Origin of the sequence: Flavobacterium qiangtangense, from assembly GCF_042658345.1 — a bacterium.
In the GTDB taxonomy this organism is placed as follows: Bacteria; Bacteroidota; Bacteroidia; order Flavobacteriales; family Flavobacteriaceae; genus Flavobacterium; species Flavobacterium qiangtangense.
The window spans coordinates 253,020-265,410 of the sequence record NZ_JBHSQB010000004.1; the positions used below are offsets into that span (position 1 = coordinate 253,020).

A 12,391-nucleotide genomic window follows, 5' to 3' on the forward strand; every position below is an offset into this window, starting at 1 on the left:
AGGGTTGAAAAATTACATTTTAGTTATAAACAATTTGTTTTTAGCGTCTAGAATTTCTCCATATTTGGATGAAGCGTGATGTATTCGTCGGTAACTTTTTTGCCTTTTGTGTGAACAATAATCGCAGCACATCCGTTTTGAGTAAATTCAAAGGCAATTCCATTGGTTTCAGAATCATAAATTTCTACAAGATTTTTAGTTTTCTCATCGGTATATTTTGCAACAAGTTTGATGTCAGAAAAAGCTTTTTGGATTTCTTGAAGTGATTTTCCGGTAGAAATTTCGTTTGGAGTTTTAAATTTTGAAGAAGTAATTCTGATTTGACGAACCACTTTTTCCTTCATTTTTGAATCTTTATAAGTAGAATAAATGTTTAATTCGTTGTTCTCATCGTCTTTTGAAATCCACGTTGCCCACGATTTTCCCATTGCCGAATCTGAGAAATCTGGTTTTCCAAGTTCTGAAAGTGTTTCTGTATTTTCATCTAATTTGGTCAAGCCAATTCGTTCACCCGGAATTATTTCATAAGCATTTTCTGTAACTTTCGGAGGAACGTATTTAATTGTATCCGTAGAAACAGCGTCATTTTCAGTTTCTAAAGTTGTCTTTTTATCTGAACAAGAAGCCAGACAAATTCCGATTAAAAGCAGTGAAAATTTCTTCATATATTAAGGTGTAAATTATCCCAAAACTTCCGCAATTGTTTCTTTCTTTAAAAGGCGAACCAACGCTTCTTCTTCGGGATTTAATTTATTGTTTTTGATGTTGGCTTTGATTTTATAATTGTTGATTGTTCCTTTTTCATAAGACGCAATAACTGTTGGATGCACATAATATTTTCGGCAAACAGTTCTTGTGTTTCCTAGTTTTGAAGCGACTTGATCAATGACTTCCACAATTTTTCTTTTGCATTCGGTTTGGCTTTCGAATTGTCCAATTTCCTGAAAAGCAAACATCGCATTTACGCTTCCGGCCCAAACTCTAAAGTCTTTTGCCGTGAAATCTTCGTGCGTAATTTCCTTTAAATAATTGTTGATATCGCCCGAACCAATCGTGTGCCTTTTTCCGTCGTCATCATAATATTGGAACAAATCCTGACCCGGAATTTCCTTGCACTTTTTGACCAAGTTGACCAATTTTCTGCTTTGCAAATTAATTTTGTGTTGCACGCCTTTTTTTCCTTTAAATTCAAAGAAAATAGACGTTGCATTTTTACCAAATTTTACGTGGCGGTCGCGTAAAGTTGTCAATCCGAATGAGCCATATAATTTTTTATAAGCATCATTTCCGATTCTAATATTGGTCATTTCGATTAATTTCACAACCAAAGCCACTACTTTTTCAAAAGGCAATCCCTTTCGGTTCAAATCTTTATCGACTTGCTTTCTTATGATAGGTAAGGCATTTGCAAATCGCCTCAATCGATAAAACTTCGACTGATTTCGGATTTTGTTCCAATTTGGATGATAACGATACTGTTTTCGTCCTTTGGCATCAATTCCGGTGACTTGCAAATGCCCATTTTCATAGGGACAAATCCATACGTTTTCCCAAGCCGGGGGAATCACCAGCTTATTTATTCTTTCGATTATCAGCTTATCATTTACTGGAGTTTTATCTTCATCAGTATAAGAAAAATTTTTTCCTTTCTTGATGCGATGGTAACCTTTTGCGTTGGCCAAGGTATATCTCAAGCCAACAGCTTTGGCGGTCACTTTTGGATCACTGCCAATTTTTTCGAGTTTTGCTTCTAATCGATTCATGTTAGTTTTGTTCCTGTCTTCCTTTGATGATCAATTCGTGCAATGTTTTTGCAGCGTCGTCTTCTGAAAATGACAAATCGCCAGAAACATAAACTCCTTTTTCTCCTTTATCAGATTTGATTCCATAAACCGTAGCTTCGTCACCAGGATCGGTGGCGCCTTCATAACGGTAAATATGAACGATTTCAAAGCAGTCTCCACAGGCTTTGATTCGATCAGATTCTAAATTGAAATCAACGGTAAATCCTTTTTCTGCCAACTCCTCCAAAGCTTTGGAAACAGTAGCGTAATGATACATTTGACGGTCCATAATATTTTGTTTTAATTAGTTAGTTTATTATTTCTAAGTTACAATTTATAAGGTTTGAGATGTGCCAAGAGAATGTTAATAGAGTTTATATGATTTCTTTTTTGGGTTACAGGGTTTAGGGTTGGATGTTTAAAGGAATTTGATTGTAGAACCCTTAAAGTAAAATGGTTTTAATAACCAGAATGTAAGTAAACCCAAAACCTTTCACCCTCAACCCAAAAAAAATCGTTACTTTTGCACCGCAGACCGCCTTATCGCCGTTTAATTTATTGAAGGGAGGAAAGTCCGGGCACCAAAGGGTAGCATAGCGGGTAACGCCCGCCACCGAGAGCAATTTTGGGAGGACAAGTGCAACAGAAAGTATGTACAGGTAATGCTGTAGTGAAACCAGGTAAACTCTATGCGGTGAAATACCAAGTATATCGGCATTTAAGGATTACTCGTCCGTTGCCGAAGGGTAGGTAGATTGAGTTCTGGAGCAATTCAGAATCTAGATAAATGATAAGGGTTTCTAATTTTAGAGATACAGAACCCGGCTTATAGGTCTGCATTTTTTTTAACAAATCACGATTTTTTATGGGTGCATTTGGAATGATTTTAGAAATAATTCTTCCATTATTTAAGAAGAAAACTAGAAAAGACTTTCATACTAAATTTGGCACGATGACCTGTGAATTTGGTAAAGATGATCAATGTTTTTATTGGCACATTTATACCGATCGTTTCAACGAAAATAAGTATTCTACTTCATTATGGATCGAGGGAAGTCAGATTAAGCCCGATCAAATTCTTCTTGAAAAAGCGAATCAATTGATTATAGACATTAAAGGCTACACAGATATTGTACAAAATGAATGTGATTCGAAATTTACCTCTAAAAAAATAGTTTTAAATAAAGGATATAATGTAGATGATATCGACTTTAGCTTAGAAGGTAAATTAGAAATTGAATATTCGTCAGATGAGCAAGATATGGTTAGCGTGGTCTTTAATGCAAAAAAAATTCAAAAACTAGAATTATATTAATTCTTCAACTTAAACTCCAATCCAATATTCCTTATACTTTCAATCGAAATTCTAGAATCTTCATTAAAATATTTGCGTAGTCGGCTGATAAAAACATCCATACTTCGTCCCGAGAAAAAGTCGTCGCTTCCCCAAACTGCTTTTAAAATTTCTTCCCGTTTCAGCAACTGGTTTCGGTTTTTGTAAAGAAATAAAATCAAAGAGCCTTCTTTTTCAGTAACTCTTTGGATAGAATTATTGATTTTTAATTCGAGCCGTTGCGGATTAAACGTGTAATTTCCGATAGAAATTTCTTCCGATGAAATTACGTTAGATTTTTGTTCGCTTCTTTTTAGGATGTTACTCAAACGCAAAACCAATTCGTCGGCTTCAAAAGGTTTTACGATATAATCATCGGCTCCCAATTTTAAACCTTTGATTTTATCGTCTTTTAATTTTCGAGCGGTCAAAAACACGAATGGAACCTCGGGATTGATTTTTATGATTTTTTCGGCTAAAGTAAAACCGTCTTTTTTTGGCATCATGACATCAAAAATGCAGATGCTGAAATTTTCTTTTTGGAATAAATCCAAAGCTTGTTCTCCATCTTTCGCCCAGAAAGCTTCAAAATTGTGCAAGTCAAGATATTGCTTCAAAATCATTGCAAAGTCAAAATCATCTTCCGCTAAAAGTACTTTTTTTGTTGTCGCCACGAATATTTTTTTCACCGCAGATTTGCGGATTTTTTATTTGCCACGAATCCACGAATTTATTTTTTACCCCCGGATTCGCAGATTTTTTAAATTATTATGCTACAGATTTAACGAAATAAAAGATTTTAAATCTGTGAGAATCTGTGAAATCTGTGGCAAAAAACAATTGTCACAAAAACTTTTTTACCGCGGATTTGCGGATTTTTTAAAAATTATTTTGCCACAGATTTAAAGAATTAAAAGGATTTTTAAAATCTGTGTTAATCTTTGAAATCTTTGGCAAAAACTATATTGAAAATCTTAAATCAAACGTAGCACCTTTGCCCAAATCACTCATCACATTTATTGTTCCTTGATGTGCTTTTATGATTTGGTCCACATAATATAATCCCAAACCTAAGCCTTTTGCGTCGTGCAGATTTCCTTGTTCGACTCTGTAAAATTTATCAAATAATAACGGATGTTTGCTTTTCGAAATTCCAATTCCATCATCAGAAATGCTGATTGAAAATTGATTTTCCGCCAACGACGCTTTTACATAAATATTCTTGCAACCATATTTCACGGCGTTTTCCAAAACATTGGCAATCGCTGTTGTCAAATGAAATTTATCCAAATTCAGATTTACTTTTTCTGAATTAAAATCGGTTGCAATGGAAACATTTGGGAAAGCCAATTGAAAATCGCTTATAATCGAATTCAAAAAATCGGGCATTGACACTTTTTCTTTGTGTAATTCAATTTCTTCATAACCCAAAGAATTCGTCATTACTTGGTCAATCAAATTCTGCAGTCGATTATTTTGACGATTGATTGTTCCTAAAATATTTTGAAAATTCTCATCATTATCACGAATATCTTTGCGTTCCAAAATCTTTGTGGAAACCGATAAAGTAGTCAAAGGCGTTTTTAATTCGTGTGTAATATTGTTGATAAAATCGGTTTTGATGTCGCTCATTTTTTTCTGTTTGATCAACGCTTTCAAAGCAATTACGAATAATGTAATCAACGTCAAAATCGAAAAAACAGCGAAAACCAAAATCAAAGTCATTCGTTTTAAAACAATAGTTTCCCAGTTTTGGATGGAAACATATAAGGTGTCTTCCGTCAAAAGTTTGTAATCCGAATTTAGTTCTTGTTGCAAAGAACCGCTCGTCGTTCCCACATAATTCCGAATCAAAAAAGCATCGTCAAGCGAAGCCAAATTTCCATACAATTTATTTTCGATGAATGGTTTTTCTGCAAAGATGGTATCGGCTTCTTTTGTGGCGTCATAAATCACGAATTTGTCCAAAACAATCGCAAAATCAATCTCCAAATCTGGAACTTCATTTTCAAATTCTTCTTGCAATTTCCGAGTCAATTCGCTTTTAAATTCATTCTGAAGCAACTGATTTTTTATATGAAAACGTGTCTTTTTATCCCGGATATAATTTTCGGCCAATTGCTTGTAAAGCAAATCTTTTTTGTTGAAAATCGTCGAATCGATATCGCTGTAATCGTTGGTGATTTTAGCAATTTTCTCCTTTATTTCTGAACGAAACTGCTCGACTTTGTATTCATAAGCCGTCTTCACCAGATAATATTGAATAGCCGAAAGCGCAATCAAAACGACCGCTGAAAATCCGATTAATAAATTTATTTTCTGTTTCATATCAATGAATTACAGTTCAAAAATAAGTGAATTATTCTGAAAAACAGACATTAACTCAGCATTAACCCAGCATTAACCTTCGCAGTTTGTTTTTAATCCAACTTTGCAATGAATAATAACCATAATAATTTCAAAATTAAATTTCAATGTGCTCCAACTCCTAATTTATAACTCAAAACTTATAATTCTTATGCTTTTATTTTCAAAAATCTACGCGCACGCTCAGAAAGTTCCTGAAGATTTTGGCTATAAACACATAGCGATGAAATATCAGGACGAACCGGTTGATATTATTGTGATTTCTAAAAAAGGAGAGGAGAAATTAGCCAAGCCGATTTTCTTTTTCTGTCAAGGAAGTTTACCGCAACCTGTCGTAAAATATGACGAGAAAGGTTTGTATGGAACTTTGCCTTTCGATGAAAATCCGTTTTTGGAAGACTTTCATATTGTGATTGTTGGAAAGCCATTTGTTCCAATAATTTCTGACGTAAAGAAGCTCGGAAATAATTTTTGCTATTATAAAGATGTGGAAAAAGAATTGCCACCGAAAGGTTATTTAGAACGAAATTATCTTGATTATTATGTGTTCAGAAACAATTTTGTATTGAAACAATTGGCCAAAGAACGTTGGGTAAAAAACAAAAAACTGATTGTCGCTGGACATTCTGAAGGAAGTACGATTGCCTCAAAAATGGCTTCCATCAATAGGAAAATTACGCATTTGATTTATTCTGGAGGAAATCCTTACGGCAGAATAATGAACATTTTGGCGCAAAGCAGAAGCTTCGATACAGATTCGGTAAACGAAGGAAATAACATGATTGATTATTGGAAAAAAGTAGTTGAAAATCCGAATGAAATTAATTCACAATCGGGCGATTCTTATAAAACGACGTTCAGTTTTTCATTGCCACAAAAAGAAAATCTGATGAATTTGGAGATTCCGGTTTTGATTTCTTACGGAACAAAAGATTGGTCGGCTTCGTTTAATGATTTGTTTCAAATAGAAGCAATTCGGGAGAAAAAGAAAAATATTTTGTTCAATAGTTACTTGAATTTAGAACACAATTATTTTCCCATAGACACGAACGGAACTGCAAATCAAGAAATTTATAACTGGGATAAAATTGCCGAAGATTGGATTAATTGGCTACACAAATTATAATATGAAATTAAAAATTAAGCTTGGAGTTCTTTTGCTTTTCTGCGCCAAATCATTTTCTCAAGGTAAAGAAATCGACAGTTTGCAACAAATGGAAGAAATTGTTGTAGAGGGAAAAATCAAAACTTTTTCATACAAAAACGGAAATGTGAAAGTGGACGTGGCAAATTCGTTTTTAAAATCAATTCCAAATACTTTGGACTTATTATCAAAGCTTCCGAAAGTGCAAATTAGCCCCGATAAAACAGCCATTTCGGTTATTGGAAAAGGAAATCCGTTACTTTATTTGGACAATCAACGAATCGAAATGAATGATTTGCTGGCACTTTCTGTTGATGATATTAAGTCGATTGAAATCATCAATAATCCGTCGTCAAAATATGAAGCCGAAGGCAGAGCCGTGATTTTGATTACCAGAAAATTGAATCGAAAAGAAGGTTTTCAAACAGTGATTTCAGAAACGGTTTCGTTCAAAAAACGGTTTAATAATTATGCCGGAATCAATTCTAGCTTGAAATTAAAAAAGACCGAATTCAAGGCAAATTTCAATTATAATGCCTTAAATGTTTGGGAAAGCAACGGAAATAATTATGAAATTCCGAGCAATAATATTGTTTCAAATTACAGAGTTGTAGGTTTGACGAGTCGCGATAATTACGTTTTTGGCGGTGGCATTTATCACACAATTAATGAAAATGATTCGTTTTCTTTTTCCATAAATGGGAATATGAAAAAGGACAATTTCAATTTGAAAACGAAAACAAATAATCTCGCAAACGGCGAACAGACTAATTTAAACACGTTGGGAATTGCAAATGGCGATAGAAATTTTATTAATTCCTTCCTTAATTATAATATGAAAATTAACGAAAGTTCAGGCTTTTTCGGTGGTTTGCAATATTCGAATTACAATACAGGTTCGATAATTAATTCTTCGAATAATTATAATGAAACTAATTTTCAGCCATTCCAAAAAATAAATCAAGATTTTAAAGTCGACGTTTTTTCAGGACGAATTGATTTCGAGAAAAAGTTTCAAAACGAAATGAAGTGGGAGCTAGGCGGAATCTATTCGTCAGCAAATGCGAACTCAAATTTGCAATTGCAAAACTTTGAAGAAAACACAAATTCAGATTCAAAATATAATTTAAAGGAGAAAAATGCTTCGGCTTACACGCAACTTTCTGGAACGATAAAGAAGTTTTCTTGGCTATTCGGACTTCGTATCGAAAATACAAACATCAAAGGAAAATATGCTGATGAATCATCTGCTTCTGTAGCTAAAAACTACACAAATTTCTTTCCAAAAGCTCAGATTGAAATCCCAATTGACAGCACGAAAACATTGACTTTTAATTATGCCAAAAATATTTCTAGACCAAATTATTCAGAAACAAGCCACGGTCAAACTTATATCAATCCTTATTTTATTTTTTCGAGTAATGTTAATTTGAATCCATCGACTTCTGATGAAATTTCGGCAAATTTTCAGTACAAAGACAAATCGGTTAAGTTGATTTATTACAACAATAAAAATGCGATGAATTATGGTTTTCAATTTAATGAAGCCGAAAATATCTTGATTTACAGACCCGAAAATTTTGACAAAGAAACAGGATATAATTTAGAATTTTCGCTTCCGTTCAGTCATCAGTTTTGGAGTTCTTTGAATACTTTGAGTTTTATTTTGAATAAAATTGAAGATAAATCGGCGGCTATTGGCGACTCAAAACCGTATATTTATTATTACTCCAATCAGACTTTTAATTTAAAAAAAGATTGGACAATTTCTTTAATCGGTTGGGGACTTTCGACTAGAAATGAAGGTGTTTTTCAAAGAAATGCAATCTTCAATCTTGACGGAGCAATTTCCAAAACCTATAAAAATCTGTCGTGTACTTTGAGTTACAACAACATTTTTAAAAACAACATTTACAAAGAAAACTTTGAAGTCAATAATGTGAATTCAAGAGCCATTTTTATCGTTGACAACTATGAGTTTTCAATCGCCTTGAAATACACTTTCGGGAAATTAAAAGAATCGATTTTTAAAGAAAAAGAAATCAATGAGAATTCAGATAGAATAAAATAATCATCAAAAAAGCGAACAGAAAATTTGCCACGAATTCACGAATTTCTATAGTATTGTAGACAATCATTCGTGAATTCGTGGCAAAAAAAAGCCACTTAATCAGTGGCTTTAAATTTTTAATCTGCGAATCTGCGGTGAAAATTTAACCTTCCTCAGTTCCGTCCACTTCGTTTTTTACTTCTTCTTCACTTTCTCCGTTAATTTCAAAGAAAGAAAAAATCGAACCGCCGTAGCTTTTCTTAAATGAAAAATTAATCATGTGGTCCAATTTTGTATATTTTGAATGTTCAATAACCATCATTCCGTCTTCCTGTAAAAGTTCGTTTGCAAAAATCAATTCAACTAATTTCTCAAAAGTCTTTTGGTCTAAATTATAAGGCGGGTCGGCAAAAATAATATCATACGAACTTTTGTTCTTCTCGATAAATTTAAAAACGTCGCTTTTTATTCCGGCGATATTGAAATCAAATTCGTCGGCGGTCTGTTTGATAAATTTCACGCAACCAAAATCGCCGTCAACACTCGTGATATTTTCGCTTCCGCGCGAGGCAAATTCATAACTGATATTTCCAGTTCCGGCAAACAAATCCAAAACTTTTAATCCGCTAAAATTAAAATAATTGTTCAAAACGTTGAACAGCGCTTCCTTGCTCATATCTGTGGTGGGACGAACAGGCAGACCTTTAGGCGGAGAAATTCTCCTGCCTTTATATTTTCCGGATATAATTCTCATTTATGAATTGAATAAAATAAAATGCTTTAAATTTTCTTCGGTAGAAAAATCGTTGTGTTTCTGAGTCTGGTAAACGCCCATCAGCGAAACGTTTCTGATGTATTTATAGGCAATTTTAAAGAAATCGCTTTCTCCATAGATATCGCCCAAAAGTTGCAATTTGAACGTTTCCGGATTCAATTTCAGCTGTTCTGCCGTAAAAAGAATATAATAGATAAAATCCTCTTTTGTGGCAAAATCAAATGAATTGAACAGCAAAAGCTTCTGATTTTCTACAATTACAATCTCAAAATGACCGTTGCCCAAATGCACAAAAACCTGTTTTTCCTCCACATTTTTTGACGCTTCCAAAAGCTTTGAAACCAAAATGCTGTTCACGTGTTTGTAATCAAAAGACTCAAATTGGTCCAGCAAATAATTGTTGACATTCACATACGGAATATAAACATTTGCCATTTCAAAAGTCGAAAGCTCATCAAAAGCAAAGAAATCTGTCTCAAAAACCTTGGTGTTATATTGCAAATAACTTCCCAAATAATTCTCGTCAAACAGCGCGCTTGGCACAAAACTCGACAGATTATTTTCGTGAATTACCACAACTTCGTCATACGATTTAGTCAAATCTCGGTCTTCCACAAAAGCCTTCCAAAAATGGTCTTCCACTTTATTCGACTTCGGAAAATCGTTAAAATCAACCGTTTTCACAAATAAAACCACATTGTTCAAAGTATCAAAAGCACAGAACTTGAAACCACTCAAAGATACTTGAATAGCCAATTTTCTATATGTTTTTTCTGTTATGTTTTGGTTAACCGACATTGATTTTTACTGATGTTCGCAAACTTACAAAAAATAAGAGCGAGAAGTTTAATTGTTTAAAAGTTTAATTGTTTGAGAGAAATTATAAGTTATTTTTCTAACGCAAAGTTTAAAAAGGTTTTCGCAAAGTTTCGCAAAGTAAAATTACGAAAAAGCTTTTTTTAACTTTGCGAAAAACTTCCAAACTTTGCGTTTAAATCCGCAATCAATTAAAAAAGTATAACTTTGTACCAAATAAAATCCAAATGAATTCCGCACTTTTCTACAAAACCTTAAAAACAAAATTCCCCTTCAATCCCACATTAAAGCAGGACATTTTTTTCCAGAAAATCGCAGAATTTTTAACCAATACAAAACAAGACGAAATCTTCGTTTTAAAAGGCTACGCCGGAACCGGAAAAACCACAGTAATTTCCACGATAGTCAATAATCTTACAGAAATAAATAAAAAATATGTGCTTCTGGCGCCAACAGGTCGCGCTGCAAAAGTCATCGCCAATTATTCCCAAAAACCAGCGCATACAATCCATAAAAAGATTTATTACCCAAAGACAAAAGGCGGAGGCGTAAGCTTCACAACGCAGCAAAACAAGCACAAAAACACGATTTTCATAGTCGATGAATCGTCAATGATTTCAGATTCCAGCTCCGATTCGACGATGTACGAAAACGGTTCGTTGCTCGATGACCTTATATATTATGTGTATTCGGGACAAAATTGCAAGATGATTTTATTGGGCGATACAGCGCAATTGCCTCCTGTAAATCTTGATATTTCGCCAGCATTAGACATCGATTTGCTTACCCGAAATTATGATATGGAAATCTCCCACATCGAATTTGACGAAGTAATGCGCCAGGAAGAAAACTCCGGAATTTTGTTCAACGCAACTGAACTTCGCGAACAATTAAATGATGATTTCTACGAAGATTTTAAATTCGACGTAAAAAATTTCAAAGACATCGTCAGATTGACTGACGGCTATGACATTCAAGACGCAATTCATGGCGCTTACAGCAATTATGGTTTAGAAGATACCGCATTTATTGTTCGTTCTAACAAACGTGCAAATGCTTACAATCAGCAAATTAGAACTAGAATTCTCGATAAGGAAAGCGAACTTTCCACAGGCGATTTTTTGATGGTCGTAAAAAATAATTACTTCTGGCTGAAAGATTCTACCGAAACCGATTTTATTGCCAACGGCGACATCATCGAAGTTTTAGAAATCTATAAAATGCAGGAATTGTACAGCTTTAAATTTGCCACCGTAAAAATCAGAATGGTCGATTATCCAAACCAAAAACCTTTTGAAACCGTCTTGATTTTGGACACATTGACAAGCGAATCAGCTTCACTTTCCTATGATGAATCGAATCGATTGTACCAAGAGGTTATGCTCGATTATGAAGACGAAAGAACAAATTACAGAAAATTCCAAAAGGTAAAAGAAAATTCATATTTCAATGCGTTGCAAGTCAAATTTTCATACGCAATCACGTGTCACAAATCACAAGGAGGTCAATGGAATACCGTTTTTGTAGAACAACCTTACTTGCCAAACGGCATTGACAGAGATTATATTCGCTGGCTTTACACGGCAATTACGCGAGCAAAAGATAAATTATATTTGATTGGTTTTAAGGATGAAAGTTTTTTGGAGGAGTAATTTTGAATGATTTCGTACTTATAATTAATCCATAGATTTTTTTAAACTATACTTGAATTTATATAAAAATACCTCCCTTTTATATCTAGCATTGTATCTAGATAACAAACTACTTTTCCGTCTTTATAGAAAATCCATTCATTAACTTCTACTGTAAATTCTCTACCGTTAATAATAGCTCCAATTTTTGGGCTAAATCTATAGCAAGTCTTTTCCAATTCTTCAAATTTTTTGTTTAAACCGCTTTCAGCTTCAATGATTTTTTCGACAAATAGATTATTTAAATTTTGTCCAAATTCTTCTATATAAATTGCTTCCATAATAAAAAAATATTTTTACAAATATAGATTTTATTTATCAGTAATATTAAATCAATAGATAAAAACTTTTTAAAACAATAAATTTGAGTTTTACATTATAGATTAATTTCTAGAAAGTCTTTTAATCTTACCAAACGTGGTAACTTTGCA

At 33.5% G+C, this 12,391-nt stretch carries 12 protein-coding genes and 1 other RNA gene; 5 read left to right on the forward strand and 8 right to left on the reverse strand.

Going from position 1 to position 12,391, the window contains the following annotated elements:
* Positions 1-47: 47 nt before the first annotated feature.
* The 3 genes from ACFPVY_RS04215 to ACFPVY_RS04225 are packed head-to-tail and all read right to left on the reverse strand — an operon-like array spanning position 48 to position 2,073.
* Entirely contained in the window at positions 48-665 is a 618-nt protein-coding gene (locus tag ACFPVY_RS04215; RefSeq protein WP_379790520.1) for a hypothetical protein, read from the reverse strand.
* A gap of 15 nt (positions 666-680) precedes the next feature.
* Positions 681-1,763, reverse strand: a complete 1,083-nt coding sequence (locus ACFPVY_RS04220) for a DNA topoisomerase IB (protein WP_379790521.1) — start codon at positions 1,761-1,763, stop codon at positions 681-683.
* A gap of 1 nt (position 1,764) precedes the next feature.
* The gene (locus ACFPVY_RS04225; protein WP_379790522.1) at positions 1,765-2,073 is read right to left on the reverse strand and encodes a hypothetical protein; all 309 of its coding nucleotides are present in this window, start codon (positions 2,071-2,073) and stop codon (positions 1,765-1,767) included.
* A 238-nt stretch (positions 2,074-2,311) separates the two neighbouring features.
* Here ACFPVY_RS04225 and rnpB point away from each other — a divergent pair.
* Together rnpB and ACFPVY_RS04235 are read left to right on the forward strand one after the other, a co-directional pair.
* An RNA gene (rnpB, locus tag ACFPVY_RS04230) (RNase P RNA component class A) lies at positions 2,312-2,629 on the forward strand.
* A 20-nt stretch (positions 2,630-2,649) separates the two neighbouring features.
* On the forward strand, positions 2,650-3,099 hold the full coding sequence (locus ACFPVY_RS04235; protein ID WP_379790523.1) for a hypothetical protein: 450 nt from the start codon (positions 2,650-2,652) through the stop codon (positions 3,097-3,099).
* Here ACFPVY_RS04235 and ACFPVY_RS04240 read toward each other — a convergent pair.
* Positions 3,096-3,806 carry a response regulator transcription factor gene (locus ACFPVY_RS04240; protein ID WP_379790524.1) on the reverse strand — a complete coding sequence of 237 codons (711 nt, stop codon included), beginning with the start codon at positions 3,804-3,806 and terminating at the stop codon, positions 3,096-3,098. The genes ACFPVY_RS04235 and ACFPVY_RS04240 overlap by 4 nt on opposite strands.
* 271 nt (positions 3,807-4,077) lie before the next feature.
* Positions 4,078-5,445 (reverse strand): sensor histidine kinase, encoded by a 1,368-nt coding sequence (locus tag ACFPVY_RS04245; protein WP_379790525.1) that lies wholly within the window; start codon positions 5,443-5,445, stop codon positions 4,078-4,080.
* 190 nt (positions 5,446-5,635) lie between these two features.
* On the opposite strand from ACFPVY_RS04245, the gene ACFPVY_RS04250 reads away from it, so the two are divergent.
* A complete protein-coding gene (locus ACFPVY_RS04250; protein WP_379790527.1) occupies positions 5,636-6,610 on the forward strand; it encodes an alpha/beta hydrolase in 975 nt (324 codons plus the stop codon).
* Between the two features lies 1 nt (position 6,611).
* Positions 6,612-8,699 (forward strand): TonB-dependent receptor domain-containing protein, encoded by a 2,088-nt coding sequence (locus ACFPVY_RS04255; protein ID WP_379790528.1) that lies wholly within the window; start codon positions 6,612-6,614, stop codon positions 8,697-8,699.
* A 142-nt stretch (positions 8,700-8,841) separates the two neighbouring features.
* Here ACFPVY_RS04255 and ACFPVY_RS04260 read toward each other — a convergent pair whose 3' ends face one another.
* Positions 8,842-9,432, reverse strand: coding sequence for an RsmD family RNA methyltransferase (locus tag ACFPVY_RS04260; protein WP_379790529.1), 591 nt, complete (start codon positions 9,430-9,432; stop codon positions 8,842-8,844).
* Positions 9,433-10,251, reverse strand: coding sequence for a DUF3822 family protein (locus ACFPVY_RS04265; RefSeq protein ID WP_379790530.1), 819 nt, complete (start codon positions 10,249-10,251; stop codon positions 9,433-9,435). It abuts the gene before it with no gap.
* A gap of 245 nt (positions 10,252-10,496) precedes the next feature.
* Between ACFPVY_RS04265 and ACFPVY_RS04270 the strand changes: the two genes are divergently transcribed.
* Positions 10,497-11,921, forward strand: coding sequence for an ATP-dependent DNA helicase (locus tag ACFPVY_RS04270; RefSeq protein WP_379790531.1), 1,425 nt, complete (start codon positions 10,497-10,499; stop codon positions 11,919-11,921).
* Positions 11,922-11,962: 41 nt separating this feature from the next.
* Here the strand turns inward: ACFPVY_RS04270 and ACFPVY_RS04275 are convergent, their stop codons facing one another.
* Positions 11,963-12,241 carry a hypothetical protein gene (locus ACFPVY_RS04275; RefSeq protein ID WP_379790532.1) on the reverse strand — a complete coding sequence of 93 codons (279 nt, stop codon included), beginning with the start codon at positions 12,239-12,241 and terminating at the stop codon, positions 11,963-11,965.
* Between the last annotated feature and the right edge of the window lie 150 nt (positions 12,242-12,391).